This is a genomic window from Streptococcus sp. oral taxon 058 str. F0407, from assembly GCF_000235485.1.
Classification (GTDB): Bacteria; Bacillota; Bacilli; order Lactobacillales; family Streptococcaceae; genus Streptococcus.
On the sequence record NZ_JH378888.1, the window covers coordinates 216,545 to 243,039 of the forward strand.

General features: G+C 38.0%; 28 protein-coding genes and 1 pseudogene. 22 read left to right on the forward strand and 7 right to left on the reverse strand.

The genetic code is table 11. From position 1 onward, the window contains the following. Positions 1-89: 89 nt before the first annotated feature. The 5 genes from HMPREF9184_RS05550 to HMPREF9184_RS05570 all read left to right on the forward strand — a co-directional run bounded on the left by HMPREF9184_RS05550 (position 90) and on the right by HMPREF9184_RS05570 (position 4,759). Entirely contained in the window at positions 90-1,256 is a 1,167-nt protein-coding gene (locus HMPREF9184_RS05550; protein WP_000400293.1) for an AI-2E family transporter, read from the forward strand. After that, positions 1,246-2,475: a tetratricopeptide repeat protein gene (locus tag HMPREF9184_RS05555; RefSeq protein WP_001065973.1), complete on the forward strand. Its 1,230-nt coding sequence runs from the start codon at positions 1,246-1,248 to the stop codon at positions 2,473-2,475. The genes HMPREF9184_RS05550 and HMPREF9184_RS05555 overlap by 11 nt, the downstream gene beginning before the upstream one ends. A 147-nt stretch (positions 2,476-2,622) precedes the next feature. Next, a complete protein-coding gene (locus HMPREF9184_RS05560) occupies positions 2,623-3,264 on the forward strand; it encodes an amino acid ABC transporter permease (protein ID WP_000120358.1) in 642 nt (213 codons plus the stop codon). Positions 3,265-3,274: 10 nt separating this feature from the next. Then, positions 3,275-3,904: an amino acid ABC transporter ATP-binding protein gene (locus tag HMPREF9184_RS05565; RefSeq protein WP_000891747.1), complete on the forward strand. Its 630-nt coding sequence runs from the start codon at positions 3,275-3,277 to the stop codon at positions 3,902-3,904. 15 nt (positions 3,905-3,919) lie between these two features. Next, on the forward strand, positions 3,920-4,759 hold the full coding sequence (locus HMPREF9184_RS05570; protein WP_000823408.1) for an amino acid ABC transporter substrate-binding protein: 840 nt from the start codon (positions 3,920-3,922) through the stop codon (positions 4,757-4,759). Between the two features lie 68 nt (positions 4,760-4,827). Here the strand turns inward: HMPREF9184_RS05570 and lysS are convergent, their stop codons facing one another. From lysS to HMPREF9184_RS05595, 5 genes are all read right to left on the reverse strand, one after another. Continuing rightward, positions 4,828-6,318: a lysine--tRNA ligase gene (gene lysS, locus HMPREF9184_RS05575; protein WP_000102432.1), complete on the reverse strand. Its 1,491-nt coding sequence runs from the start codon at positions 6,316-6,318 to the stop codon at positions 4,828-4,830. Between the two features lie 138 nt (positions 6,319-6,456). Beyond that, positions 6,457-7,080: a histidine phosphatase family protein gene (locus HMPREF9184_RS05580; protein WP_000780799.1), complete on the reverse strand. Its 624-nt coding sequence runs from the start codon at positions 7,078-7,080 to the stop codon at positions 6,457-6,459. Beyond that, complete coding sequence (locus HMPREF9184_RS05585; protein ID WP_000101924.1) at positions 7,080-7,562, reverse strand: aminoacyl-tRNA deacylase; 483 nt, start codon at positions 7,560-7,562, stop codon at positions 7,080-7,082. The genes HMPREF9184_RS05580 and HMPREF9184_RS05585 overlap by 1 nt, the downstream gene beginning before the upstream one ends. After that, on the reverse strand, positions 7,562-8,404 hold the full coding sequence (locus tag HMPREF9184_RS05590; protein ID WP_000493303.1) for a DUF368 domain-containing protein: 843 nt from the start codon (positions 8,402-8,404) through the stop codon (positions 7,562-7,564). The genes HMPREF9184_RS05585 and HMPREF9184_RS05590 overlap by 1 nt, the downstream gene beginning before the upstream one ends. Positions 8,405-8,509: 105 nt before the next feature. After that, the gene (locus tag HMPREF9184_RS05595) at positions 8,510-9,310 is read right to left on the reverse strand and encodes a glycoside hydrolase family 25 protein (RefSeq protein WP_001231245.1); all 801 of its coding nucleotides are present in this window, start codon (positions 9,308-9,310) and stop codon (positions 8,510-8,512) included. Positions 9,311-9,467: 157 nt separating this feature from the next. On the opposite strand from HMPREF9184_RS05595, the gene glmU reads away from it, so the two are divergent. From glmU to HMPREF9184_RS05630, 7 genes are all read left to right on the forward strand, one after another. Beyond that, positions 9,468-10,847: a bifunctional UDP-N-acetylglucosamine diphosphorylase/glucosamine-1-phosphate N-acetyltransferase GlmU gene (gene glmU, locus HMPREF9184_RS05600; protein WP_000073741.1), complete on the forward strand. Its 1,380-nt coding sequence runs from the start codon at positions 9,468-9,470 to the stop codon at positions 10,845-10,847. 9 nt (positions 10,848-10,856) lie between these two features. Continuing rightward, a complete protein-coding gene (locus HMPREF9184_RS05605; protein WP_000393806.1) occupies positions 10,857-11,402 on the forward strand; it encodes an NUDIX hydrolase in 546 nt (181 codons plus the stop codon). Positions 11,403-11,413: 11 nt separating this feature from the next. Further along, positions 11,414-11,725: a cell wall synthase accessory phosphoprotein MacP gene (gene macP, locus HMPREF9184_RS05610; protein WP_000517869.1), complete on the forward strand. Its 312-nt coding sequence runs from the start codon at positions 11,414-11,416 to the stop codon at positions 11,723-11,725. A 15-nt stretch (positions 11,726-11,740) separates the two neighbouring features. Further along, positions 11,741-12,433, forward strand: a complete 693-nt coding sequence (locus HMPREF9184_RS05615) for a 5'-methylthioadenosine/adenosylhomocysteine nucleosidase (protein WP_000689798.1) — start codon at positions 11,741-11,743, stop codon at positions 12,431-12,433. A 76-nt stretch (positions 12,434-12,509) separates the two neighbouring features. After that, on the forward strand, positions 12,510-13,004 hold the full coding sequence (rocS, locus tag HMPREF9184_RS05620) for a chromosome segregation protein RocS (protein ID WP_000021247.1): 495 nt from the start codon (positions 12,510-12,512) through the stop codon (positions 13,002-13,004). Positions 13,005-13,085: 81 nt separating this feature from the next. Further along, positions 13,086-13,676, forward strand: coding sequence for a 3'-5' exonuclease (locus HMPREF9184_RS05625; protein WP_000413621.1), 591 nt, complete (start codon positions 13,086-13,088; stop codon positions 13,674-13,676). An 8-nt stretch (positions 13,677-13,684) separates the two neighbouring features. After that, a complete protein-coding gene (locus HMPREF9184_RS05630; RefSeq protein ID WP_000801698.1) occupies positions 13,685-15,448 on the forward strand; it encodes a glycerophosphoryl diester phosphodiesterase membrane domain-containing protein in 1,764 nt (587 codons plus the stop codon). A gap of 47 nt (positions 15,449-15,495) precedes the next feature. Here the strand turns inward: HMPREF9184_RS05630 and HMPREF9184_RS05635 are convergent, their stop codons facing one another. Together HMPREF9184_RS05635 and HMPREF9184_RS09945 are read right to left on the reverse strand one after the other, a co-directional pair. Further along, positions 15,496-15,795, reverse strand: coding sequence for a YbaB/EbfC family nucleoid-associated protein (locus HMPREF9184_RS05635; protein WP_000981527.1), 300 nt, complete (start codon positions 15,793-15,795; stop codon positions 15,496-15,498). A gap of 71 nt (positions 15,796-15,866) precedes the next feature. Continuing rightward, positions 15,867-16,265 (reverse strand): annotated as a pseudogene (locus tag HMPREF9184_RS09945) (site-specific integrase); the annotation flags it as partial. A gap of 1,037 nt (positions 16,266-17,302) precedes the next feature. On the opposite strand from HMPREF9184_RS09945, the gene cas6 reads away from it, so the two are divergent. From cas6 to HMPREF9184_RS05685, 10 genes are all read left to right on the forward strand, one after another. Further along, positions 17,303-18,031: a CRISPR-associated endoribonuclease Cas6 gene (gene cas6 / locus HMPREF9184_RS05640; protein ID WP_001176357.1), complete on the forward strand. Its 729-nt coding sequence runs from the start codon at positions 17,303-17,305 to the stop codon at positions 18,029-18,031. A gap of 9 nt (positions 18,032-18,040) precedes the next feature. Continuing rightward, complete coding sequence (locus HMPREF9184_RS05645) at positions 18,041-19,228, forward strand: hypothetical protein (RefSeq protein WP_000366984.1); 1,188 nt, start codon at positions 18,041-18,043, stop codon at positions 19,226-19,228. Positions 19,229-19,231: 3 nt separating this feature from the next. Beyond that, the gene (gene cas10 / locus HMPREF9184_RS05650; protein WP_001200463.1) at positions 19,232-20,875 is read left to right on the forward strand and encodes a type III-B CRISPR-associated protein Cas10/Cmr2; all 1,644 of its coding nucleotides are present in this window, start codon (positions 19,232-19,234) and stop codon (positions 20,873-20,875) included. Next, positions 20,875-22,149 (forward strand): type III-B CRISPR module-associated Cmr3 family protein, encoded by a 1,275-nt coding sequence (locus HMPREF9184_RS05655; RefSeq protein WP_000141560.1) that lies wholly within the window; start codon positions 20,875-20,877, stop codon positions 22,147-22,149. The genes cas10 and HMPREF9184_RS05655 overlap by 1 nt, the downstream gene beginning before the upstream one ends. A gap of 3 nt (positions 22,150-22,152) precedes the next feature. Beyond that, positions 22,153-22,854, forward strand: a complete 702-nt coding sequence (locus HMPREF9184_RS05660; protein ID WP_000644760.1) for an RAMP superfamily CRISPR-associated protein — start codon at positions 22,153-22,155, stop codon at positions 22,852-22,854. After that, on the forward strand, positions 22,847-23,260 hold the full coding sequence (locus tag HMPREF9184_RS05665; RefSeq protein ID WP_000360267.1) for a type III-B CRISPR module-associated protein Cmr5: 414 nt from the start codon (positions 22,847-22,849) through the stop codon (positions 23,258-23,260). Before HMPREF9184_RS05660 ends, HMPREF9184_RS05665 begins: the two co-directional genes overlap by 8 nt. 2 nt (positions 23,261-23,262) lie before the next feature. Beyond that, positions 23,263-24,102: a type III-B CRISPR module RAMP protein Cmr6 gene (gene cmr6 / locus HMPREF9184_RS05670; RefSeq protein WP_000971599.1), complete on the forward strand. Its 840-nt coding sequence runs from the start codon at positions 23,263-23,265 to the stop codon at positions 24,100-24,102. Between the two features lie 56 nt (positions 24,103-24,158). Continuing rightward, positions 24,159-24,344 (forward strand): hypothetical protein, encoded by a 186-nt coding sequence (locus HMPREF9184_RS05675; RefSeq protein WP_001176348.1) that lies wholly within the window; start codon positions 24,159-24,161, stop codon positions 24,342-24,344. 104 nt (positions 24,345-24,448) lie between these two features. Continuing rightward, on the forward strand, positions 24,449-25,969 hold the full coding sequence (locus HMPREF9184_RS05680) for a hypothetical protein (RefSeq protein ID WP_156790138.1): 1,521 nt from the start codon (positions 24,449-24,451) through the stop codon (positions 25,967-25,969). Continuing rightward, positions 25,970-26,482: a hypothetical protein gene (locus HMPREF9184_RS05685; protein WP_000456575.1), complete on the forward strand. Its 513-nt coding sequence runs from the start codon at positions 25,970-25,972 to the stop codon at positions 26,480-26,482. Positions 26,483-26,495: the final 13 nt, after the last annotated feature.

A 26,495-nucleotide genomic window follows, 5' to 3' on the forward strand; every position in this document is an offset into this window, starting at 1 on the left:
TACATCAGTCTTATTTATGTAAGAACTTTAATAAGAGTTATTTTAGATTAAAAATGGTATAATGAGAGAATGAAAGAAAGGATGTATTTATGGAACATAAAGAGAAACATTTTAGCCTATCTTGGTTTTTCAAGTGGTTTTTAGATAACAAAGCTATCACCGTATTTTTAGTAACCTTGTTACTGGGGCTAAACATTTTCATTCTAAGTAAGATTAGTTTTATTTTTTTACCCGTTTTAGACTTTCTTGGGGTTGTCATGTTGCCGGTTATTCTATCCGGTTTACTTTATTACCTCCTCAATCCGATTGTTGACTGGATGGAGAAACACAAGATCAACCGTGTACTTGCCATCAGTATTGTTTTTGTCATTATTGGACTTTTTATCATTTGGGGGCTGGCAGTCGCAATTCCAAATCTCCAACGACAGGTCTTAAATTTTGCAAAGAATGTACCAACATACCTCGAAGATGCTGATAAGGTGATCAATGATCTTGTAACCAAACGCTTGCCAGATGATTTTAGACCGCAGTTGGAGCAAGTTCTTGCCAATGTTTCTAGTGAGGCGACGATGTGGGCGAGCAAAATCTCTTCTCAAGCAGTTAACTGGGTCAGCGCCTTTATCAGTAGCGTTTCTCAGGTCATTGTGGCGATTATCATTGTTCCATTCATGCTCTTTTATCTTTTGAGAGATGGGAAAGGCTTGCGGGATTACCTCACTAAATTCATCCCAAACAAGTTAAAAGAACCTGTCGGACAAGTTTTGTCAGATGTTAATAAACAGTTGTCAAACTACGTTAGAGGACAGGTTACAGTTGCTATTATTGTAGCGATTATGTTTATTATCTTCTTTAAGATCATTGGCCTCAGATATGCTGTGACTCTAGGTATCACGGCTGGTATCCTCAATCTAGTGCCTTATCTAGGTAGTTTCCTTGCCATGCTTCCAGCTTTAGTTCTTGGCTTGATTGCAGGACCTGTTATGCTCTTGAAAGTCGTCATTGTCTTTATCGTGGAACAAACGATTGAAGGTCGCTTCGTTTCCCCACTTATTTTAGGTAGTCAGCTCAATATTCATCCCATCAATGTCCTCTTTGTTCTCCTGACCTCAGGTTCTATGTTTGGTATTTGGGGAGTCTTACTGGGAATCCCTGTCTATGCCTCCGCTAAGGTGGTTATTTCTGCTATCTTTAACTGGTACAAAAAGATCAGTGGTTTGTATGAAGAAGAAGGGGAGGAAATCAAGAGTGAACAATAGTCAACGTATGCTCCAGGCTTTGGATGAACAAGATCTAAACAAAGCAGATCAGTATTTTCATAAAGCACTTGAAACTGATTCGACGGAAATTCTCTACGAACTAGCAAGCTATCTTGAGGGAATTGGCTTTTATCCCCAAGCCAAGGAAATCTATCTAAAAATTGTGTCAGAATTTCCAGAAGCGAATCTGAACCTAGCAACCATTGCGAGCGAGGATGGAAATGTTGAGGAAGCCTTTGCCTATCTGGAGGAAATCACACCTGAAAGTGACTGGTATGTATCGGCTTTGGCTTTGAAGGCAGACCTCTATCAATTGGAAGGATTGACAGATGTAGCGCGTGAAAAGTTACTGGAAGCCTTAAACTACTCAGATGATCCCTTATTAGTTTTTGGTTTGACTGAGTTGGATAGTGAGTTAGGAAATTATCAGGAAGCCATTCAGGGCTACGCTCAATTAGACAATCGCTCCACCTATGAACAAACGGGCATATCAACCTACCAACGAATTGGCTATGCTTATGCACAGTTAGGCAAGTTTGAAGTAGCTACAGAGTTTTTAGAAAAAGCTTTAGAACTAGAATACGATGACCAAACTGCCTTTGAACTGGCCAGCCTTTACTTTGACCAAGAAGAGTATCAAAAATCCGTTCTTTACTTTAAGCAGATTGACACCATTTCACCTGATTTCGAAGGATATGAGTATGGTTATAGTCAGGCCTTGCACAAGGAACATCAGGTGGAAGAGGCCCTTCGTATCGCTAAACAAGGTTTGGAGAAAAATCCATTTGAAACTCGGCTCTTACTAGCTGCCTCCCAGTTCTCGTATGAATTGCATGATGCTAGTGGTGCGGAGCAATTTCTCCTTACTGCCAAAGATGATGCAGAAGACCTTGAGGAGATTTTTCTTCGCCTTGCAACCATTTATATGGAACAAGAGCGGTATGAGGACATCATTGCTCTCCAAAATCAAGAACCTGAAAACCTCCTTACTAAGTGGATGATTGCCCGTTCTTACCAGGAAATCGAGGATTTAGATAGGGCTTATGAACTCTATCAAGAACTGTCGTCTGACCTTAAGGAAAATCCAGAGTTTTTAGAGCAATATGCTTATCTCTTGCGTGAACTGGGTTATTTTGAAAATGCCAAAGTACAAGCCGAAGCATATTTAAAACTGATTCCAGATGATGTTCAGATGCAAGAACTGCTAGAAACACTTTAAAAATATTCTATCAAGCGAAACTGTATCTAGTCATTTTGATGGATACGGTTTTTATTTTTAAAAAGAAATAGAATTTTTTTACAAAAAAACCTTGCTAAATTGTTTATTTATGCTATAATAGGAACAATTATTTTTAGGAGGTGCAGTATGTCTTATATATTCGAGATTTTACCAAGTTTATTGAACGGTGCAAGTATGACTCTTCAAGTCTTTGCTCTGGTCTTAATCTTTTCTATTCCTTTAGGGATTGTCATTGCCTTTGCCTTGCAAGTCCATTGGAAACCCCTCCATTATTTGATTGACCTCTATATTTGGGTGATGCGAGGAACTCCCTTGCTCTTGCAATTAATCTTTATCTACTATGTGCTCCCTAGCATTGGCATTCGTTTGGATCGCCTTCCTGCGGCTGTTATCGCCTTTGTGCTCAACTATGCTGCCTACTTTGCAGAAATCTTTCGTGGCGGAATTGAAACTATACCACGAGGACAGTACGAAGCTGCAAAAGTGTTAAAATTTAGCCCCTTTGATACAGTTCGTTATATCATTCTTCCTCAGGTGACAAAGATTGTCTTACCAAGTGTCTTTAACGAAATTATGAGTTTGGTCAAGGATACTTCTCTGGTCTATGCCCTTGGGATTTCAGATTTGATTTTAGCTAGTCGGACAGCAGCCAATCGAGATGCCAGTCTCGTTCCTATGTTTTTAGCTGGAGCGATTTATTTGATCATGATTGGTCTTGTGACTATTGTAGCGAAAAAACTTGAGAAGAAGTACAGTTATTACAGATAGGAGGATTGCTATGTTAGAATTACGAAACATCAATAAAGCCTTTGGTGGCAAACAAATCTTAACCAATTTCAGCCTATCTATTCCTGAAAAGCAAATCCTTGCAATCGTAGGTCCATCAGGAGGCGGAAAAACCACTTTATTGCGTATGTTGGCTGGCCTGGAAACCATTGATTCTGGAGAAATCTACTATAATGGCGAATCTCTAGCTATAGACGAACTAGAAAAGCGAAATCTACTAGGATTTGTTTTCCAAGACTTTCAACTCTTTCCGCATTTGTCAGTTCTCGAAAACTTAACTTTGTCGCCTATAAAAACGATGAGCATGGATAAGGAAGTAGCTGAGAAGAAGGCGCGTGGTTTGTTAGAACAACTTGGGTTAGCTGGACATGCTGATGCCTTTCCGTTTTCCTTATCTGGTGGACAAAAGCAGCGTGTCGCCTTAGCGCGTGCCATGATGATAAACCCAGAAGTTATTGGATATGATGAGCCTACATCAGCTTTAGACCCTGAGTTACGATTAGAGGTGGAAAAACTCATCCTTCAAAATAAAGAGCGTGGCATGACCCAGATTGTTGTGACCCACGATCTTCAGTTTGCGGAAAACATTGCTGATCAGATCCTTAAGGTTGATCCAAAGTAGGAGTAGGAGGTGCCTATGAAGAGAAAGAAAATTGCCCTTGTACTTGCACTGTTCTTTAGCTTCTTCCTGATGGCTTGTACTCAGAAGGCAAGTGATCCAAGTCAGGATAATTGGTCTAAATATCAAAAGCAGGGTAGCATTACCATTGGATTTGACAATACCTTTGTTCCCATGGGATTTGAGGAAAAGAATGGCCAGTATGCAGGTTTTGATATAGATCTTTCCCAAGCTGTTTCAGAGAAGCTAGGAATTCAGGTTAAATTTCAACCCATCGACTGGGATATGAAAGAAACGGAACTACAGAATGGTACCATTGATGCCATCTGGAATGGCTATACAGCTACAGATGAACGGAAAGAGAAGGTTGCTTTTACCATTCCTTATATGGAAAATCAGCAAGTTTTAGTTTCTAAAAAATCTCAGAACATCCAGTCAGTCAAAGATATGAATAACAAGGTTTTGGGAGCTCAGGCTGGATCTTCTGGCTATTTGAATTTTGAAGGACAACCAGAATTACTCAAGAATCGAGTGAAAGACCAGAAGGCAAATCAATACCAGAGTTTCAATGAAGCCTTGATTGATTTGAAAAATGATCGGATTGATGCCTTGTTAATTGACCGTGTTTATGCCAATTACTACCTCCAGTCTGAAGGGATATTAAATGACTACAATGTCTTTTCAGCTGGATTTGAAAGCGAAGCCTTTGCAGTCGGCGTTAGACCTGCTGATAAAACGTTGCTAGATGCCTTGAACCAAGCCTTTGTTGCACTATACAAAGAAGGAAAGTTCCAGGAAATTAGTCAAAAATGGTTTGGAGAAGATGTAGCAACCAGTCAGGTGAAGAATCAAGAATAAGAGATTGAGTGAACCTCAGTCTCTTTTAGTATTAAAAAATCCTCTGACAAGGGCCAGAGGATAAGGGGTTATTTCATTGTTGGGAAAAGCAATACATCACGGATAGTAGTTGTATCTGTGAGGAGCATGCAGAGACGGTCGATACCGATTCCCAAACCACCTGTTGGTGGCATACCGTATTCAAGGGCCTCGATGTAATCGTAGTCGATGCCCGTCGCTTCATCATCTCCAAGTTCCTTAGCTTTCGCTTGGGCTTCAAAACGGCTAAGTTGATCGATTGGGTCGTTCAACTCGGTGAAGGCATTACCGTACTCCTTGGTCATAATGAAGAGCTCAAAGCGGTCAGTAAAACGTTCGTCTTCAGGATTTTTCTTAGCGAGTGGTGATACAGCTACTGGATGTCCATAGACAAAGGTTGGTTGGATTAAAGTTTCTTCGACAAATTCTTCAAAGAAGGCGTTGATAATGTGGCCAACTTCAGTGTAGTGTTTTTCAACTGGAACTTTCTTCTCAGCAGCAATAGCTTTTGCTTCCTCGAAAGTCATGTCTTGCCAGAAATCAACACCAGTAATTTCTTTGATAGCATCCACCATGTGAATACGTTTAAATGGTTCGTTGATTTTGATTTCAGTTCCTTGGTAGTTGACTGGGCCATCACCCTTAACTGACTTAGCAGCGTGCTGGATAATACCTTCCGTCAAGTCCATGATATCTTGAAAGTCCGCATAAGCTTGGTAAACTTCAATAGAAGTGAACTCAGGGTTATGAGTGGCGTCCATTCCTTCGTTTCGGAAGATACGGCCGATTTCATAGACACGTTCCATACCACCAACGATAAGGCGTTTCAAGTGAAGCTCAGTCGCGATACGAAGCACCATGTCAATGTTTTGGGCATTGTGGTGTGTGATAAATGGACGAGCAGCAGCACCACCAGCTTCGTTATGGAGAACAGGTGTTTCCACTTCAAGGAAACCTTTTTGGTCAAGGTAACGACGGATTTCAGAGATGATTTTTGAACGAGTGACAAAACGTTCAAAGCTTTCACGATTAGAAATCAAGTCTAGGTAACGTTTACGGTAGATGGTTTCAACGTCTGTCAAACCGTGGAATTTCTCAGGAAGAGGACGAAGTGCTTTAGACAAATGCGTAATGTGTGTAGCCTTGATAGAGAGTTCTCCCATATCGGTACGCATAACCTCGCCTTCGACACCGAGGAAGTCACCAAGGTCTGCTTTTTTGAAGATTTCGTAGTTTTCTTCACCAACTTCGTCTTTACGAACGTAGATTTGGATTTGACCTTCACGGTCTTGGAGATGGGCAAAGCCGACCTTCCCTTTACCACGTTTGGTTATCAAGCGTCCTGCGATAGTAGCAGTTTCGTTTAATTCGTGTAGTTGTTCTTTATCGAGTTCTGCAAATTTATCTTTCAGTTCTTGAGAGTTAGCAGTACGTTCAAAACGTTTTCCAAAGGGATCGATTCCTTGTTCACGGAGCGCAGCCATTTTTTCACGGCGAACGATCTGCTGGTCATTTAGTTCTTCCATATGTTCTGTAGACATGGGATCCTCCTAGTTTTACTCAAAATTTGATACGATGAGTCATTTTTTGCGATACTCCCATTTTATCATAAATAGCAAAGAAATTCACGGATATTCTTTGAAAACTAAGAAGAACTTGACCGATGGGATCAAGTTCGATTATTTTTCTTGATAGGAAGTATCATTCCATCTTTCGAGAGTGAAGGATTCAAAATCCTCAGTGTCCAAAATTGTCAAACTAGCATTGGCCAAGCCTCCATCTTTACGAAGGTGAGCCTCTTTATAACCCAAAAGTGTCCGTAGGCTAGCAGTCAGATTTGCACCATGACCGACGATTAGAATGTTTTCAGCCGGACTTTCTTTCAGAGATTTGATAAATTGAATGGTCCGCTTGGTAGTACTGTAAAGGGACTCTGCTTCAAACATCCTCGTATCAAACTGAGCCAGATTGGAGCGAAAAGCCTTGATTTGTTGTGGATAGATGGCATTGAGTGTTGCGATTTTTAAACCTTCAAGTTTCCCAAGTTGCCATTCACGTAGGTCTGGAATACTTTCTAAAGGACAGGGTGTCTGGAGTTGACTTTGGATAATTTCAGCAGATTTGACCGCTCTGGGTAAATCACTAGAATAAATCGTATCAAAAGGTATTTCTTTGAGATGCTGACCCAGTTGCTTTAGGATGTCAATGGACTCTGGAAGAAGGGGCGAGTCCCCACTAGCACCTTGAAAACGTCCTTCAAGATTCCAGAGGGTGCGACCGTGACGGACAAAATAGAGTTTCATTACTTACTTTCCTCCAAGATATCAGCAAAATTCGCTTTTACAAAGCTGGCCAAGTCTCGAGGACGTATGATGATACTATGTCCAACTTCCCCAGCAGAGACGATCATTTCGTCCAAATCCAAAGCAGTCTGATCAATAAAAATAGGATAATTGTGTTTTTGACGAATGCCTACTGGATTATTTGCTCCATGAATATAGCCTGTCGTTTTTTCTAAGTCTTTCTGCGGAATCATGCTCACTTTTTTATTGCCAGAAACCTTTGCTAATTTTTTTTCAGAGAGGTGTTCTGTTATGGGGACAATTCCAATAATCGGTCCTGTCTTGTCTCCCAAAAGAGCCAAGGTTTTAAAGATTTGGTTTCTGTCGTATTCAGGAGGAAGTTCTCCTTCAAGTGCATTGATTTGAATGCCTGTATGGTCAATACCAGCCTTGGTCAAGATTTGTTCGACCAAGGTTTTTTTAATCTTGACTTTTCTTGCCATTATTTATACTTATCCTCCAATTGACTCATCCAGATACCAAGCCAGATACCAAGCGCAAAGAAGAAGGCAATGAGAACATAGCTCACAATGGAAAGCCCAGTGTATTGGATACTTTCAGCATTTCCAGCATTCGGAATCAAAATCAAGAGAGTACTTGAAAGCACAATCCCAATGATAAAGTGATAAACACGGGAGTGGTAGTTGTTCAAGGCATGATCCATCAATTTTGAAAAGATAATGAGGGTTGCCCCTGCACCAATGCCGATAGGAAGGAAGGTGCCAAATAAATCAAAGGTTTTAAAACCAGTTAACATAGGAGCATACAGTCCCAAAATCAAGAGGAGATTTGACGGACTTAAACCAGGTACCAAGACACCAAGAGCTAAAAGAGCACCCGCTAAGATGAAGTTTGCAAAACTTGCGCTGAGTGATCCTACGACAAAATTGAGAGCGTAAAGACCCAACCCAGAAATGATAAAGGTAGCCCAGAACCAGACTAGGTCAATCTTATCACGATCAGATTCCCGAGTAGATTCTTTAAGGAGGCTAGGAATTGTGCCAATGATAGCTCCTGCAAAACTCCATAAAACATAGACTTGGTAATTTTCTAGCAAATATTCGATTGGATAAGAAAACAAACCAATACCTAGCAACATCCCGATAGCTACTGGGATAAAGTAAAGGACATTTGATTTAAAATCCTTAAAAGGATGAGCTAGAAAGCCGATCATTCGCTCGTAGATACCTAATATTGCAGCCAGAACTCCTCCAGAAATACCTGGCAAGATAAATCCTAAGGCAATGACGATTCCTTTAATAACTCGTGCAATCCATGAAAACATAATAAAATCCTCAATTTCATAAAATTCTTCTCTATGCTATCAATTATAACACAGACGGGGAAAAAATGAAAAAACAAGTGAAAAAGTTTGTTATTTTCACTTGTCTTATGGTCTTAAAAATAGTTTTCTGAAGGTTTCTTCCTTCTCTTTAGCAGTAGAAATCAAATTGATGTCCAAATGATGTTCAAATCCAGCAATTCTTCCTTTAGATGTGTACTGGTGGAGATCGTAGTCCAGATCAGTATCTGGCTTAGTTTCAAAATAACCAGAGTCAGTTCCATAGGAAGGGATCCAAATAGCAGTGAACTTATCTGTATTGATACTGTGCTCTTGCATAAAGTAAACTCCAATGTAGATGCCGATGTTTTTAGCACCTAAAGATTCCAGTTTGGCACGAAAGGCTTCAACACCTTCATTCATATCAGACATTGTTTTTTCTTCAACGTCCAACCAGTAGTAGCTAGGATTGTAGGGAGAAGCAGCATTGTAGAAGACTTCAGCAGCCTTTTCCATATCCTCTTTACTTTTTCCAGCTACGTAAGCATAAACACCCACAGGGACATTGCGTTTTTGAAATTCTGCTATGTGATTTTGATAGGCTTTATCGATACCATTAATAAAGGCAGCATCATTTGTTTCAGTATGCTGAGCCCCATTGTGCACGCGAACGATAACACCAGAAATGTTTTGAGATAAGGTATCGTAGTTGATCTCCTCAGGCCTTTGCCAACCAGAGACGTCGATAATGGGTTTGTCAAGATTATGCAAGGCCTGTGTTTCAACCTGAAGAGCATTTGGTTTTGTCTTGATAGGATGGTCCTCAAAACTTGGTTTGTTGAGGAATAAAATCGCTATGAAAATTCCAAATAAACTAAAAATAATAGTTGGATGAATCTGTTTTCTCATATGTATTTAGTCTATCGTAAAAATTTAAAAAAATCAAAGGAAACCACTTAGAAATGTAGACAAGTAGGGAGATTTTCAAGAAAGCACCTGTTTGTTTGTTCTTTAAAAGTAAAATTATGGTATAATATAAGGGAATTTTTACAGAAAAGAGAATAGTATGTCAAATTATGCCATTATCTTAGCAGCGGGTAAAGGTACTCGCATGAAATCAGATCTTCCAAAGGTACTTCATAAAGTAGCAGGAATTTCGATGTTGGAACACGTTTTTCGCAGTGTTGGAGCTATTCAACCTGAAAAAACAGTTACTGTAGTGGGACACAAGGCTGAGCTAGTTGAGGAAGTCTTGGCTGGTCAGACAGACTTTGTCACCCAATCAGAACAACTAGGAACTGGGCATGCTGTCATGATGGCAGAGCCTATTCTCCAAAATCGTACTGGGCACACTTTGGTTATTGCTGGAGATACTCCTCTGATTACAGGTGAAAGCTTGAAAAATCTCTTGGATTTCCATATCAATCATAAAAATGTGGCGACGATTTTAACAGCTGAAGCAGCAAATCCTTTTGGGTATGGTCGTATCGTCCGTAACGATAATGCAGAAGTTCTTCGCATTGTGGAGCAGAAAGATGCCACAGACTTTGAAAAACAAATCAAGGAAATCAATACTGGAACTTACGTATTTGACAATGAACGTCTTTTTGAAGCCCTGAAAAACATCAACACCAACAATGCCCAAGGTGAGTATTATATTACTGACGTGATTGGTATCTTCCGTAATGTGGGTGAGAAGGTTGGCGCCTATACTCTCAAAGATTTTGATGAAAGTCTTGGAGTAAACGACCGTGTAGCTCTTGCTACTGCAGAAGCAGTGATGCGTCGCCGTATCAATCACGCTCACATGGTCAATGGTGTTAGTTTTGTCAATCCAGAAGCAACATACATCGACATTGATGTTGAGATTGCTCCGGAAGTCCAAATCGAAGCTAACGTTACCTTGAAAGGTCAAACGAAGATTGGGGCGGAAACTGTTTTAACAAATGGAACTTATATCGTGGATAGCACAATTGGGACTGGAGCCGTGATTACGAACTCCATGATTGAGGAAAGTAGTGTTGCGGACAGTGTGACAGTCGGTCCCTATGCTCACATTCGTCCAGGTTCAAGCCTAGCTTCCCAAGTACACATTGGAAACTTTGTTGAAGTAAAAGGATCTTCAATTGGTGAAAATACCAAGGCTGGTCATTTGACCTATATCGGAAACTGTGAAGTGGGTAGCCATGTTAACTTTGGTGCAGGTACCATTACAGTAAACTATGACGGGAAAAACAAATATAAGACTGTCATTGGCAACAATGTCTTTGTTGGTTCAAATTCAACCATCATCGCCCCTGTAGAACTTGGGGATAATTCTCTCGTTGGTGCTGGTTCAACCATTACTAAGAATGTTCCTGCTGATGCCATTGCGATTGGTCGTGGACGACAAGTAAACAAAGATGAGTACGCAACACGTTTACCACATCATCCGAAGAACCAGTAGGAGTCTATCATGGAATTTGAAGAAAAAACGCTTAGTCGAAAAGAAATCTATCAAGGTCCTATCTTTAAACTGGTGCAAGATCAAGTGGAACTGCCAGAAGGAAAAGGAACTGCTCAACGTGACTTGATTTTTCACAATGGAGCCGTTTGTGTTCTAGCCGTGACAGCTGAGGACAAAATCGTCCTCGTTAAGCAATATCGAAAGGCCATCGAGGCTATCTCTTATGAGATTCCTGCTGGAAAACTTGAAGTTGGTGAAAATGCAGATCCAATGGCAGCGGCTCTTCGTGAACTAGAAGAAGAGGTTGCCTACACAGCTAAGTTAGAACTCTTATACGATTTCTATTCTGCAATTGGTTTTTGTAATGAAAAATTGAAACTCTACCTTGCAAGTGATTTGACGAAGGTAGAAAACCCTCGTCCGCAAGACGATGATGAAACCTTGGAAGTTCTAGAAGTGAGTCTAGAGGAAGCCAAGAACCTGATCCAGTCAGGTCATATCTGTGATGCCAAGACTATTATGGCGATCCAGTACTGGGAATTACAAAAGAAATAGAGGAGCAACCCATGGGAAAACCTTTATTAACAGATGAAATGATTGAACGTGCCAATCGTGGGGAGAAAATCTCCGGGCCACCTCTTCAAGATGATGAGGAAACCAAAATCCTGCCAACCGCTTCACAACATTTTGGCTATTCACGTTCTAGAGACCACGGTTTTAGTCAAGATACACTTACAATCGAAGTAGAACCAACGATTCATAAGAGTCGTCGTATTGAGAACACCAAGAGAAATGTTTTTAATTCAAAACTCAATCGCATCTTATTTGCAGTCATTCTACTTTTGATTTTGTTAGTGTTGGCGATGAAACTCTTGTAATTGAAAGGACATGAAATGAAAATTGGAATCATTGCTGCCATGCCAGAAGAGCTTCTACATTTGACTCAGAATTTGGATAAACCTCAAGAAGTCCAAGTCTTAGGAAATACCTACTATACTGGCACTATTGGTAAGACAGAAGTTGTCCTTGTTCAGAGTGGGATTGGGAAGGTCATGTCGGCTATGAGTGTAGCTGTCCTAGCTGACCATTTTCAAGTAGAAGCCATTATCAATACAGGATCAGCAGGTGCTCTTGCAGAAGGGATTGCCGTTGGCGATGTAGTGATTGCGGATAAACTGGCTTATCATGATGTGGATGTGACTGCTTTTGGATATGCTTATGGTCAGATGGCTGGTCAACCCCTTTACTTTGAATCCGATAAGAACTTTATTACTAGGATTCAAACAAATTTATCTCAATTAGACCAGACCTGGCACCTAGGCTTGATTGCTACAGGGGACAGTTTTATAGCTGGAGATGATAAGATTGCTAGTATCAAGTCTCACTTTCCAGCTGTTTTAGCAGTTGAAATGGAAGGGGCGGCTATTGCTCAAGCGGCTCAGGCTCTTGACCTACCTTTCCTAGTCATTCGCGCTATGAGTGACAATGCCAATCACGAGGCCTCTATCTCATTTGATGAGTTTATTATAGAAGCAGGACGTCGTTCTGCCCAAGTCTTACTAGCCTTTTTAAAGGCCTTGAATTAAGCGGAAATTTGACAGTTTATCTAGCTTATGATAAGATTTAAATAAAGAAAAGCTAGAAAACGTTTCAGAGGATATTATGAGTATTGAAATGACCGTCAGTGAGATTGCAGAGGTCTTAGGCCTATCTCGTCAGGCAATCAACAATCGTGTCAAAGAACTTCCCGAAGAGGACACGAAAAAAAATGACAAAGGTGTAACTGTAGTTACTCGAAGTGGCTTAATCAAGCTAGAAGAAATCTATAAAAAAACGATTTTTGAAGATGAACCAGTCAGTGATGATGTCAAACAACGCGAACTGATGGAAATCTTGGTCGATGAGAAAAATGCTGAAATTCTTCGATTGTACGAGCAACTCAAGGCCAAGGACCAGCAGCTGGCAGAAAAAGATGAGCAGATGCGCATCAAAGACCGCCAGATTGCTGAAAAGGACAAACAATTGGATCAACAGCAACAGTTAACTCTTCAAGCTATGAAGGATCAAGAAAGCTTGAAACTAGAGTTAGACCAAGCAAAAGAAGAAGTCCAAGCAACCAAAAAAGGCTTTTTTGCTCGCCTGTTTGGAGGAAAATAAAGAAGCTGTTTGGGTTATTCACTAACCTAATAGCTTCTTTTCTTATTTATAGTTTAAATTAAGTCGGAATTGAGGTAAAAGATGGAAAAATTAAGAGACTATATCGCCTTTGATTTGGAATTTAATCAACATGAAGGGGTTACCCATTTAATTCAAGTGTCAGCAGTTCGTTTTCAAGATGGTCATGAAATAGATGCCTTTGATTCTTATGTCCATACCAGCGTGCCTTTAAAGAGTTTTATCAATGGTTTGACAGGAATTACAGCTGAAACCTTGAAAGATGCGCCAAAAGTAGAAAAAGTTTTAAAAGACTTTCAGGCATTTGTTGGCAACTTACCAATCGTTGGTTACAATGCAGCCAAGAGTGATTTGCCTATTCTCATGGAGCATGGTTTGGACTATCGTGACCAGTATAAGGTTGACCTATATGATGAGGCTTTTGAACGTCGTAGTTCCGACCTACACGGCATAGCTAACCTCAAACTGCAAACTGTTGCGAATTTTTTAGGCTTTAAAGGTCAATCGCATAATAGTTTAGAAGATGCCCGCATGACAGCGCGTGTTTACGAAGCCTTTCTGGAGTCTGACGAAGGAAAACTATTATTAGAAGAACAGAGTAATCTATCCATGAATCCCTTTGGTGGGCTAGACTTATCTCAATTTCTAGACTAGGAGTGCTTATGAAACCTGAAAAACCTAAAAAACTAGGTTTTAGGAAAATTTACCTCAACCTAGATAAAGTTCTCTTCCTCTTTTTCTTAATTTTCATGATGGTGGAATATCTGTGGTTACCTCTTAATTCTTTTCTTGCTGGTCTTTTACTCAGTCAGACGGGCTATTTGTTTATTTCTTACAATAATATTTTTGCCATTATCACGAGTTCTCCTTTAATCAGTCTGGCCTTTCTCGTCTTGATTGTAATCAATCTTTTGGTGGCCTATTTCCAGATTTGCCTCCTCTTTATTGGGGCGCGTCACCTTCTCTACCACGAAAAGAGAACCTTGATTGAGTACAGTCGCAAAGTTTTCCAGCAAAGTTTTCTGTTCATGAAACGCTTGAGCTTCTGTAAGATGGCCTTTGTATTCTTCTACGTAGCCATGCTCTTTCCTTTCATCAGGAAAATTTTAAAAATTTATTACTTAAATAAAATCGTTATTCCAGACTTTATCGTAACTTATCTGGAAGACAAGTACTGGCTAGTAGGTTTGATGATTTTTGCATCTGCTTGGATTTTGCTCTATGTGTCTGTCCGACTCATGTTTGTCCTTCCAAAGATTCTCTTTGAAAAGAAGACTGTGAGAGAAGGAGTAAAATTTAGTCTGCAAAAGACAAAAAAACAAGTTCTCTTTTATGCTTGGAACTTGCTACTCATTATTATTAAAACCTATCTCTTTTTCTTTCTCCTCTTGACTCCCTTGCTATTGGGACAGATTGTAATTGACAATTTAACACAGAAAGAATCACTGATTCTTGGAGTTATCAACTTTGTCCTGATAAAGAACATCCACTATATGGCGTTGACCTATTTCCTTGTTAAATTTGTCTCCTTTTTGACAGGTGAGGAACTGGAGATTATGCCAAGAAGAAAAAAAGACCATCTGATGAGATGGGGAGTTATGGGCTGCGCTAGTATCTTTTTTGCGCTGGAAGGTTATATCTATCTGGAAGCTCCTGTGACAAATACCCCTTTAGTCATTTCACATAGGGGCGTTTCAAATAAAAATGGTGTACAAAACACTGTACAGTCTTTGGAAAAAACAGCACAACTGAAACCAGATTTGATTGAAATGGATGTGCAGGAGACCAAAGATGGTCAGTTTGTGATGATGCATGACGCCAATCTTAAGAACTTAGCAGGTATCAACGCCAGTCCTCATGACTTGACTTTGGAGGAGTTGACAGGGTTAGATATTTCTGAAAATGGCTATCGAACCAAGATATCTAGTTTTGATGACTATCTCAATCGCGCGAATGAACTTCATCAAAGATTGTTGATTGAAATCAAAACCAGTAAAAAAGACAGTCCGCAAATGATGGAACGTTTTCTAGAGAAGTATGGCCCTATTATCAAGCAGTATGGTCATCAGATGCAATCACTAGACTATCATGTGATTGACCAAGTTTTGAAATATGATTCGACTATTCCAGCTTATTTCATCTTGCCTTATAATAGTATTTTCCCCAAAACCAAGGCAACTGGCTATACCATGGAGTATTCAACATTGGATGAATATTTTGTCACGAAACTTTGGTATACAGAACAAAAGCTTTACGTATGGACCATCAATAGCTCTGACGCACTCGATAAATCGTTGCAGTTATCAGTGGATGGGATGATTACAGATGACATGGAGATGCTACAGGAGACTTTAGCAGCAGCTCAGGAAGATCCAGAATACACCGATCTCCTTTTGAAAAAAGCTACAGAATTCTTTGATTTCTAACAGAGAAAAAAAGGAGAAGTGAACCTTCCTCCTTTTTCTGTAGGTGATTAGAATGGTAATTTTCCAGCGAAAGCACCTAGTTTTTTCTTAGTCGTTTCGTCGATTTGTTCTAGAGCAGCGTTAATCGCTTGAACGGTCATATCAGACAAGGTTTCTAGGTCTTCTGGATCTACAACTGCTGGACTGAAGTCAATACTAACAACTTTCTTATCTCCAGTTAAGGTCGCTTGGACAAGGTCCTGAGCAGATTTTCCAACAAATTGCATAGCAGCGAGTTCTGCTTGACTTTGTTCCATTTGTTTTTGAAGTTTTTGTGCTTGGCGCATCATGTTTTGCATGTTCATCATAAGATTTTTAAGATTCCTTTCGTATCAAGGCTTTGAGCCTTGTTTAATAAATTTTTTTGCCATTTTTTGCCCTAGAAGTTGTCAAAAGCATTGGCGACTTCTTTTTGTTGGGTTGGGAATAGGTGCGAATAGATGTTGATAGTTGTATTAATGCTACTGTGTCCGAGTCGTTTCATAAGTGTAAAAAATATATAATCTTTTCCCTCACCGTTTCTGAGTCCTTTTGAAACTAGAAATGCTGCATGTGAATGTCGGAAATCGTGATTACGAATTATTTTTAATGATGCAGGCATTCTTTTTTTCAATTTAATCGTTTGATTAGAAACCATTGGAGCAGTTAGTTGCAAAGGACTGTCTTGAAATATTTGTAAGTCTTCTGTATGGTCCGTAAACTCTACTATTAGGTGAGCTTGTTTTTCTTTCTATTTCGTTAGTTCTTGAACGAATGTCTTATGAATGTAAATTCGACGTATAAAAAGTACCACGATTATCTCCTTTTAAAATATCTTCTTACGTAGAAATCTCATAAAGATACTCAACAGATATTTTAAACGTTACTTGGTTAAGCTATGAAGTCTATACTTGGATTCGTATTACTCGGACTCTACTCTTGTGAGGTTACCTCGCTTTCTATGAAATATTCTCTCACCTGTCAGTTTACTAAAATCGTGGCTAATATAAACTCACTAGCTTTGGTCAATTGAGACAGTATCATGAAGTACATTGTTGATTATATCATTTTTGAACTCTATTGAAAAGCTAAATTTTCCCCCAATAGAACTTACTGCAATATGTCCAATACTTTTATTATTATAAATTATATAAAGCTTTGCAAACTAGTTCATTCATTTTCCCTTTTGTAACCAAAGAAAAACATGCATTTTGTCAATATTCTAAACACATTTTTGGAAAAATTTGAAGGTTAGTCATCTTTTGATGAAGAAGTTTAGGTAACTAAACAATTCAGCTTTAAAGTCTTTATACCCAATACTGTGATTGTTGTATAAAATGATTCAAAATTGTTATTATCGTGTGGAAAGTCTTTATCACCATTTGAATGTTGAATACGATGACTCACTAGCAAATTGTTGTATTCATTGTTCGTATATTAAAAATTACTATCTGAATTAAGCATATGATATTGGCTGCATGTAGAATTCATATAATGGTTCAGTTCCTTTATCAGTAGAAACTCAATGCTGATGAATTAAAATATTTGAGAAGTTTAACAAATTAATAGATTGATTCTTATGAACAAACAAACTAACTGCTAAGTTATTCTCGTCTATTTTAATTTTGTATTAGCTAAATCTACCGCAAAAGTTTTGAATGCTGAATTATTGGTGTCAACAAGTTGTAGCACTATTTATTTGATTTGAAGAGCAAGCAGTGATTTCACAGTTGATTTAAGATGATAAACTGTAACAATATGATTTGACAGCGATTACAAAAAATTGTAATATCTATAATATAAGAAGACGTATTTTAACTCAGGGAGGAATGTAGGATGCAATTATTAATTGAACTGCAAAAAATTGATCAGTTTATCTTGCCAGTAAACTATAATTATCTTCTTCAATCGATGATTTATAATTTATTGAAAAATAAGGAAGACTTATCTGCGCAACTTCATGAGAGGGGCTATCAGTTAGAGGATAAACATTTTAAGTTGTTTACATTTTCATTGTTGCAAGGTCAATATAAAATGCGAGGAAAACGAATAGAGTTTCTTGATAAGGTGCGCTTTGAAATTAGAACGATTGATCAATCCATTTTATTCACTATTGCAGAGGCTTTGTCAAATCTAGATGAATTGCGAATTGGTCGAAACCTTGTAAAAATTTTAAATGTAAAAATTGAACAGAAGAAATTAACGGGGACTTCTTATAAGATTCGGATGATTTCTCCCTTGGTGGTTCGTTCTACAGATCCTGAGACTAAAAAAACATTGTATTACAATCCGTTTGATATGGAATTTAAGAGCAGAATCATGGAGAATCTTGAGAGAAAATATCAAGCTTATTATCATAAAGTACCGACAGGTAGATTTGATATAGAGCCGATAAATTTTTCTTTAAAGAATAAATTTGTTACCAGATACAAAGGTTATCTCATAACGGGTTGGAAAGGAGAATTTGAGATAAGAGGAGATGCGGAGGTGTTAGATTTCCTCTATCAAGTTGGGCTTGGTGAGAAGAATTCGATGGGATTCGGAATGTTTGTGATTGAAGAATAGGAGGACAGAGTGGATATGGAATTTAGGAATTGTAAGTTAGAGCTTAGATTAAAATGTCATGCACCAATTATTCATTTCCAGCCGGAAGAAGAAGGAGCTACTTTGCGTGCTAGTGAAGTCAAGCCAAAATTTGATCGGTACTTGATGAAGAAAGTTCCAAATCTGAAAAAACGTTTCAAAAATCAGTCTTTGGCTTATAAAATGAAATTTATTGACAATAGTCCTAGCATCATTTATAAGAGTAAAGAAAATAAAGATAAATTTGATAAGAAGACAAATAATAACGAAGGCAACTTCGAATTGTATTTTGCTAGGGATGAGAAACGTAGAGTAGAAACAAATCCTAAAATGATTATTACTTGTTTTGATTCTGAACTTCAGAAATTTATTGTGGAGCATATTAAAGAATTCTTTATTGTAACAAATTTTGGAGCTGCTCAAGGAAAAGGGTACGGTAGTTTTACTGTAATTGATCCTGAGAAAAATGATCAGGTTGAGCAAGAAAATGTTGAAAAAATCTTAATGGAAGAGTTTGAATTAAAGACTCTTTATAAAATGGATTTTAATAAACAATCTAATGATCGGAGGGGCTCAAACAAGATAAAAGTGATTTTTGAAAATATTGAGCAGTTCTATAAAATAATTAAGAGTGGCTATAATTACAAAGGTAAATATGCCAGAAGTGCTTTATTTATGTATATGCATGATAAAGAAAAAAATTTATTTAAAATAGATATAGGAAATGAGAAAGCCGAGTTGAAACAGAAAAAAGTGGTTAGAAAATTTGGTGATTTTAGAAGGGATACATATCAAAAAAACAACAATCCACACTATGTTCGTGCGTTATTAGGTTTAAGTCCTGTATTGATATTCAGAGATAGACATAATAATATACTAGATAAAGTTAAAGTTACGCATAATAAAAGAATTATTCAACGTTTTCCTTCTCCTATATTTTTTAAAGTCATAAATAATTTTGTCTATATTATTCCTTTGAAACTAGATTATAGAATCTTTAACCAAGAATTTAACTTTGAGAAATTTAATCCAAAGCCTAGTCGTAGCATATCACTTAAAACACCGTCTAAAGAATTCAACTTACAACATTTTTTAGATTATGCAGTAGGATATTACAATGCTAATTGTAGCAATATTTTAGTTTCATCAAAAGTGATTAAAGTTGAACAAAGGGGATAAATAATGCAATATGTAGGTATAACAATCGGTCCGATTTTTAAAACTATTGGAGAGGCGATCTCTCCGGCAGGTTTGTGGTTTGGCAGTTATTTTTTCTCAACGGTGACAAAGAAGCTCTGTGAAAAACTTGTTGAGATTCCAGAGGTTAAGATTTTTTCACCGTTTTATAGCTCTAATAGTAATCAAAACCCACAAGAAGATGGTATCGGTCGTTACCATGATCGGATTTTATTTTTAGATAATGATAGTACATTAACTTCGGAAGGACTTGAAACAATAATTTCAAAAGTGAAAGAGGAAATGACTGAGAAATTCGGAAAGTTTAATACAAAGGAGATTAGGGACTTTGTTGACAACTATCTGAGAATTGATTTTGTTATTCTTGATGAAAAAACCATGAATGGAATTATAGAAAAAAGAGAAAAAGAAGGTGAGGATGGAAACAATATAGCTATTATACTGAATGATGCTTTGGATGCACTGGAGCTGATGGCTGCGGGTAAGGGAAGAACAGATAAGAATCTATTTGCTCCATTCTTTGCAGGTAAGAAAGACAATCGGAATGTCTATATTAAGGGAAGTGAGCTATTTACAGATACCAAGCTAAATAGCCAGTTGCTTACAAGCTACTCAGACCACGCTTCTGAATTGAAATCAATAGAAGATATAGCTCTATCTCGAAAGAAAGAGGAAAACTCTTCTGACAGATCCCCTGATGGTGAGGTAGCACCGACCAGAACCGAATACTATGCAGTCGTTAATTCGGATGGGGATAAGGTCGGAACTCTTTTGAGAGCTTTATGTAAAGATGTAGAAATCTCTGAACAGTCTGATAGGATAAACAGTTTTTCGAAGGCTTGTTTAAAATATGCTGGTGAAGCGGCTGAGCTTGTCGGAAAATATGGGGGGATGACTATTTATGCTGGCGGGGATGATTTACTGTTTATCGCCCCTGTTCATTCTCTTTTTGCCCTATGTCAGAAACTAAATGAATTATTTATAGATACTTTGTCAAAAAGTATTAAGGAGTTGAAGGAGGAAGTCAAGATTAGCTTGTCTTTTGGGATAGCTATTCAGTATGTCAAATATCCTCTATATGAAGCGCTAGAAAGAGCTAGGGTTCAACTTTATAAGGCTAAAGAAAGTTGCGGTAAACGTCCGAATGGTAGTGAAATCAGTGGAGGTAATCGTCTGGGGATAGAGTTGGTAAAACACAGCGGAAAAACCGTTCAATTGATGATAGAAAACGAGAAGTTGGATGTCATTGATGGTCTGATAAAATATCGAGCAACTACGAACGATCAAGCACTGGAATCGGTCCTCTATAATCTACAGGATACAGAAATTATTTTTAAGTTGTTGTTTGAGAAGACCGCACAGAATGAATTTAACTTTCAAAAATATAAAATGAGGTTTTTGAATAACTTTAACAATCCAAACCAGTTGTCTTATCATAGTTATCTTAACGAAATAGCTAAATTTTTCTATGACAACTATTTGAAAGAGTATCAATATAAATATAAGCCAGATACGAAAGTAAAGGTTGATGGGGTTTGTACAAAACGAAACATAAGTATAGGGGAATTCTATACTAAAGAGTTACAGGCTATTTTATTTTTGGTGAAGTTTTGGCAGGGAGGTAAGTGATGACAGAATATCTTGTGACTTTTAAACCGCTGGGAGACTATTCTTTTGGTTCAGACAGACGCTTTAGCTTTGTCGGGAGAAATAACTATTCGAAGGATGAGTATGCCCCCTATTTTATCCGTACTAATAGCGTTCCTGAGCAGTCTACGGTCTTTGGGATGATACGCTATCTTATCTTAGTCAGTAATGGGATTCGACTGAAGCAGGATTTTCAGTATGATGAGGATACACGGGATATAATGAAAGATTTAATCGGAGAGAAGAGTTTTTCTCTAAATGGAAGTGTACAACATTTCGGAAAATTAGAAAAAATCTCTCCCATCTTTCTGCTTAAAAATAGTGAGGAAATCATCATACCAAATCCTTTTAACAACAAGCAAGGGAAAGAGGAGATTGAACAGTTTGCACCAATGATACTAGAAAAAATTAAAGTATCGACTAGTTTTGGTGAAATCGCTCTTCCTAAATCTAAGGAATATAATCCTAAAGAAGGGTATGGAAATGGCTATTACAATATTAATACAGGCCGTTTAGAAGCAGCCGAAGATATATTTAGTACTAAGGTAGCGACTGGTGTAAGGCGTGTTACGCAGAATGATCTGGGGAAACTGAGGCAAAATCTTCGAGAATTGTGTAAGTCGTTTGTGAATGAAGATATGAAACAGGAAGTTTCTAATTTAGATAGGAACAGCAATCTTAGTTTAACCGAGTTTATAAATGATTTTATGGATTTGTTAGAAAAGTATAACAAAGAGGAAAAAAATCACTTTCAAGAAGAATTGGAAAAGCTATCCCAAAATTTTGATGCTGACCGTCTATTTAAGCGAGAGGTACATCAGCTACAGAAAGATTACGAATTTGCGGTTTATGTGACGATGGAAAAGGGTGTTCAGTTGACGGACGGACTTGTCTCAATAGGACAGAAGGGTTCTCTTTTCAAGGTTTCTGTTCAAGAATCGGAAAATGATTTAGAAAGTAAAATCACAGAGCATTTCCAGAAGCATACTCCACAAGGTCAGACTTGGCAATACTGCCTATCAGATGTGTGCCTGGTAGATGATGTTCAAAGCTTTGCAATTTTAGAGGAAAAATTAGTTCGCCAGCTTCATACAGACCTTAGTAAAAATCGTCTAAAAGGACTTGATTTACAAGGAACTAGCCTTCTTTATAAGGCAGGGAGCATCTTTTATGGTGATAATGCTATTTCGGTAAAAACTGGTTTAGAGCCAGCAGGCTATAATACTATTTATAAGATTACAGGAAGTAAGGAGTAAAAAATGAAAGCAAAAATTTTTGTCATTGAATGTTTAACAAATTTGCATGTAGGAAATGGAGATGTTAATTTTAACATCATTGATAACGAAGTGGAGCGAGATGTTGTGACGGGATTTCCGACGATTAACTCCTCAGGTGTCAAAGGTGCTCTGAGAGCCTTCTTTGAAGAAAATGACTTATCGAACATTGATGAAATATTCGGTTCGGAAAATAGTAAGGTTACTACTTCAGGCGCATTAAAATTTCTTAGCGCGAATCTACTAGCCCTGCCAATTCGTTCGATAAGTGGTGGGGACAAGCCATATTCAATACACGCTCCAGAAACAGCCTGTAAAGATTTCAAGCAAATGATTAAAAATTTTCAATTAGAAAATATTTCAATAGCAGATATAAAGGGCGGAGATGAGAAGATAACTCTGGACGCAGATAATTCTTGCTTTGAAAAATATGGTTTACCAGTAATTGCTCGAAATAGTGTCGGAGAACAAACTAATTTGTGGTATGAGGAGGTTGTGCCCCACAAATCTATTTTCTATTTTGCAGTGGTGGCTTCAACCAGTGAGTCAGAAAACCTTCTAGAGAGTTTTACAGATTCGGTGAGAGAGGAAATCATCCAGTTTGGTGCAAATGCTTCTGTAGGTTATGGACTTTGCAAGGTTATTAAAGTGATTTCAGGAAATGAAGAAGGAGCAAACAATGGATAAGAACAGAATAAATCAGTTGCTTCCTATTGCTGTTGAGGTGATTGAAAAGGAGCTTACGGAGCCAATTCCAAATGAGTTTAGAGGCTATATCGCTTCTTTTGGAGCTGCTATTACAATGGGAAGCCTCCCAGCTGCAGTTGCCTATTATTCGGCCAAGTCCAAAAATGCCAAAGAAGATCGTACCAAGCTACCTGTTATGATTTTGGAAGTTTTGCAGAAAGAAAACACAACTATTACAGCCACCACCTTGTTTGAGTATGTGACAGCGTTCAAAAATGATAATGAGAGTTTCGCTATTAAAGAAGATGTATTGCATGCAGCAATTGCGATCAAACTAGGGTTAAACTTGTTTGAAATTGAGTCAAAAGATGAAAAAGTTAAGGAAGACGAGAAAAATGGAGGGTAAGGATGATGTTTAGTTCAAAAAACATGTCTTATATCTACTATCATGAATATTTTGAAGGATTAGAGGAACGGAAAGGAGCATCAGGTTTAGTTTATGAACTGGGTGGATCACCATCTAGTGAGGAGCAATTTCGTGAGAGAAATATGGCTTTGCAGGATTTTAAATTTGACCTTTCTCTATCACCTCTGGAGCATTTGAAACATGCTTCAAAAGGTGTAGCAAGTGTTCAAACCTTTTCTTTGGAAACCATTTATCCTGGTCTCATGATAGGAACGGGCAATCCCCATGATTTGAAATCAAAGGGTTCTATATATTCTGGCTTTTCTTTTGATTATGTAACGGGACTGCCCTATATACCTGGTTCCTCTGTCAAAGGGGTATTGAAAAGCGTCTTTCCTAGGAAAGAAGATGCCAAAGATGATATTAATCAGCAAAAGATGGAATATATTAAGTCACTTCTTAAGCCAGTAATTTCTTCTGATGAAGAAATCTATGGCTTGAAAGATAATATTTTTGAAGATAATGATGTCTTTTTAGATGCTTATCCAACTTCTAAAAATAAAACAAAGCAACAGTGTTTAGCGTTGGAATTCATTACACCTCATAGTGACATTATCAAGAATCCTATTCCAATCAACTGTCTGAAAGTTAAGCCAGGAATCTCTTTTGAATTTGGCTTTTATCTGAACGAGTACAAGCTTTCAGATGAAGTTCAAAATGAGTGTCAGCTTTCAGATGGAGTTCAAATTACGGTTGAAGAAAAAATAGAGTTATTTAAAACTATCTTGACTGATGTAGGCATTGGCGCCAAAACGAATGTTGGTTTCGGACAGTTAGAGTAGCAGAGCTCAATCGAAAAGGGGATTTACAAATCGTATCTGAGGGTCTCGTGCAACTCATGCAGCTATTAGAGGCAAAATATGGTGATATTAGATTGGATATTTTCATTGCCAGTCGTGTAGCTCGAAAAGGTATAGAGGAGCATGTCCATATTCAGGAGTCTGAATATAAGCGTTCCTTTACAACGAGTTTAAAAACAAGTGAAGTCAGCTACCGTCTTGGGACAGATGTTCAATTCAGTTAAAAAAAGCGACGGAATCACAAAGGTTAATTTTGGCGGATTTTGCTTCGAATATTCGGCGGATGTATTTGCGAGACCTTCCAGTTTTTCGAGAGCAGAGAGCAGTCTTGCGCAATTTATTTGAGGATTCTTATGTATTTTCTCTGTCAACGTTATCTTCAGATAGTCGCATCCGCTTTTTGCTTGCTCAAAACGATGTATCAGAAGCTCTGATGGAATACTATACATCCCAAGCTATAAAAAGTAAGGAAACTTATTTGCATCTGGTTGTCGATCGAATGGAGTATCGGAGTTACAGAGTGTTGAAGTCGCAATTAAAACAGTTTGCTTCAGAGATTTTAGCTTATACAGCGAGACAGGATGATTATGAGAAATCTATTGAGATATTTACAGAGATTTGTGATCAACTACTGCCACTTTTGAGAGATAAAAAGTATCCATATGAGTTGTTTGCCTTTGAAGTATTCCTGCAACTAAGCGATGTCTACCTGCGTTCTGGCCGTTCTTGTCAAGCAGGTCAAGTCATTTCTCAAAGTTTAGAATTGGTAAAGATTTCTGAAAATAGCTTAGAAAATCTTTTTAGTCTCTATCGAATCAAGGAAAAACTCGCTGTATTTTATATTGACAGCGGTCAGTATAAAAAAGCTTCTCACTTAATGGCAGATCTCCGAGTTATTTTTAAAGAGCTGCTAGATTTATTGTTAGCTTATGATTCAATTTCAAATTATTTTCAATCCTTGAAGTCCGAATACTATGGGGATGTTCTCTGTATGGAAATCTATAGTCTCTTGTTTCAAATCCAGCAGGAAGATTTTAAATTAGAGACTATTATCCGTTTATCTGATGAGGGCTTGCAACAGTATCCGAGTTTCCCAGGAGAATTGGAATGCCATCGGCAATATCGTAGTAGAATTGAACTTCTGAGAAAGGATGCTAAAGCTGCGCTTCATTGGTTGATTTTAGCGATTGACTATGATCATAGGATGGATAGTGAGATAGATGAGGTTGTGATTCAAGATTTTTGGGATAGGGTTGAGCGACAAGAGACAACCATTAGTCAACAGTTCTATGCCATGTATTACTCTTTAATCATGACTGAGGCTTATCAGCAGGATATAGAATTTGCTAAACTACTTTATACTGCCTTTGTCAAACATCCAATCTATCAAGAGTTCTTTTCATTTCACAAGCGAAATAAGTTAACAAAGTTAGTCAATACGGAGAAAATTTTCTACCATCCTATGGAGATAGTCTATTGGAATTTTTCTAGTTATTATCGCTTTGAGGGAAAAATGGAAGACAGCCTGAATTGCTATGATAAGGCTATTAAAGTATGTATGAGAAACCAAGATAGTTTCACGCTGAAACTACGCTCCATCCCAATTTATGCAGCTAAAATTAGCTGCGAGAAGTTGCAAGGGAAAAAATCTAATACTTACGAAAAATTAAAAACTACCCTTCATCAATTGAAAAAAATGATGAAGGGCTATACTGGCAAAAACGATGTTGATTTTTCGGAAACGGAAGAATTGCTGAGAGAATGGGAAAACTTTTTTGATAATCTTGATCAAAAATCGGAGACTATTTCTGATAAGCTTTGGTCTTTTTCTCAGAAATGGAGATATTAAATGGAGTATCGTTTTATTGTAGATGCTGAGGTGGATGGACTTTATGGACCTCTGCTGACCATGGCTGTTTTGGTCACAAAGTTAGATGGAACGGAAGTAGCTTCTTTCTACGGTGGTGTACCTAGGCAGATTGCAGAGACCAAAGAAGTTTGGGTGTTGGAACATGTCATTCCCTACATCGGAGCTTACCAAGCCTTTGCTACAGAAGAGGAACTTTTGGAAGAGGTCTGGCAGCTCTGGTGTACTTATCGGCCTTCCGCGCGTTGCTTTGCAGATGTACCCTTTCCTGTAGAGAGTCGGCTTTTTCATAAGATGGTAGAAAAGGACAGGCAAAATAGAGCATTTATGGCTCCCTTTCCAATTATTGATGTTGCTAGTCTTTTGTACGCAAGAGGATTTGAACCCATTGGAAACCGACTGGATTTAGTTTCGCATTTCGAAGGAAGACTACATAATGCGCTAGATGATGTCAGACTATCAAGTCGTATCATCCAAAGACTGCTTGGTGAGTGAGATGTTTTCGTTA

Excerpts from the sequence above, each read along its gene's own strand:
- rocS (WP_000021247.1), top strand. The coding sequence starts at position 12,510 with ATGAGTATTGAAATGACCGTCAGTGAGATTGCAGAGGTCTTAGGCCTA.
- cas10 (WP_001200463.1), top strand. The coding sequence starts at position 19,232 with ATGCAATATGTAGGTATAACAATCGGTCCGATTTTTAAAACTATTGGA.
- HMPREF9184_RS05630 (WP_000801698.1), top strand. The coding sequence starts at position 13,685 with ATGAAACCTGAAAAACCTAAAAAACTAGGTTTTAGGAAAATTTACCTC.
- HMPREF9184_RS05565 (WP_000891747.1), top strand. The coding sequence starts at position 3,275 with ATGTTAGAATTACGAAACATCAATAAAGCCTTTGGTGGCAAACAAATC.
- HMPREF9184_RS05615 (WP_000689798.1), top strand. The coding sequence starts at position 11,741 with ATGAAAATTGGAATCATTGCTGCCATGCCAGAAGAGCTTCTACATTTG.
- HMPREF9184_RS05580 (WP_000780799.1), bottom strand. The coding sequence starts at position 7,080 with ATGAAACTCTATTTTGTCCGTCACGGTCGCACCCTCTGGAATCTTGAA.
- HMPREF9184_RS05665 (WP_000360267.1), top strand. The coding sequence starts at position 22,847 with ATGGATAAGAACAGAATAAATCAGTTGCTTCCTATTGCTGTTGAGGTG.
- HMPREF9184_RS05675 (WP_001176348.1), top strand. The coding sequence starts at position 24,159 with ATGCAGCTATTAGAGGCAAAATATGGTGATATTAGATTGGATATTTTC.
- HMPREF9184_RS05625 (WP_000413621.1), top strand. The coding sequence starts at position 13,086 with ATGGAAAAATTAAGAGACTATATCGCCTTTGATTTGGAATTTAATCAA.
- HMPREF9184_RS05590 (WP_000493303.1), bottom strand. The coding sequence starts at position 8,404 with ATGTTTTCATGGATTGCACGAGTTATTAAAGGAATCGTCATTGCCTTA.
- HMPREF9184_RS05570 (WP_000823408.1), top strand. The coding sequence starts at position 3,920 with ATGAAGAGAAAGAAAATTGCCCTTGTACTTGCACTGTTCTTTAGCTTC.
- HMPREF9184_RS05560 (WP_000120358.1), top strand. The coding sequence starts at position 2,623 with ATGTCTTATATATTCGAGATTTTACCAAGTTTATTGAACGGTGCAAGT.
- HMPREF9184_RS05685 (WP_000456575.1), top strand. The coding sequence starts at position 25,970 with ATGGAGTATCGTTTTATTGTAGATGCTGAGGTGGATGGACTTTATGGA.
- cas6 (WP_001176357.1), top strand. The coding sequence starts at position 17,303 with ATGCAATTATTAATTGAACTGCAAAAAATTGATCAGTTTATCTTGCCA.
- HMPREF9184_RS05655 (WP_000141560.1), top strand. The coding sequence starts at position 20,875 with ATGACAGAATATCTTGTGACTTTTAAACCGCTGGGAGACTATTCTTTT.
- HMPREF9184_RS05605 (WP_000393806.1), top strand. The coding sequence starts at position 10,857 with ATGGAATTTGAAGAAAAAACGCTTAGTCGAAAAGAAATCTATCAAGGT.
- lysS (WP_000102432.1), bottom strand. The coding sequence starts at position 6,318 with ATGTCTACAGAACATATGGAAGAACTAAATGACCAGCAGATCGTTCGC.
- glmU (WP_000073741.1), top strand. The coding sequence starts at position 9,468 with ATGTCAAATTATGCCATTATCTTAGCAGCGGGTAAAGGTACTCGCATG.
- HMPREF9184_RS05595 (WP_001231245.1), bottom strand. The coding sequence starts at position 9,310 with ATGAGAAAACAGATTCATCCAACTATTATTTTTAGTTTATTTGGAATT.
- HMPREF9184_RS05660 (WP_000644760.1), top strand. The coding sequence starts at position 22,153 with ATGAAAGCAAAAATTTTTGTCATTGAATGTTTAACAAATTTGCATGTA.
- HMPREF9184_RS05635 (WP_000981527.1), bottom strand. The coding sequence starts at position 15,795 with ATGATGAACATGCAAAACATGATGCGCCAAGCACAAAAACTTCAAAAA.
- macP (WP_000517869.1), top strand. The coding sequence starts at position 11,414 with ATGGGAAAACCTTTATTAACAGATGAAATGATTGAACGTGCCAATCGT.
- HMPREF9184_RS05585 (WP_000101924.1), bottom strand. The coding sequence starts at position 7,562 with ATGGCAAGAAAAGTCAAGATTAAAAAAACCTTGGTCGAACAAATCTTG.
- cmr6 (WP_000971599.1), top strand. The coding sequence starts at position 23,263 with ATGATGTTTAGTTCAAAAAACATGTCTTATATCTACTATCATGAATAT.
- HMPREF9184_RS05550 (WP_000400293.1), top strand. The coding sequence starts at position 90 with ATGGAACATAAAGAGAAACATTTTAGCCTATCTTGGTTTTTCAAGTGG.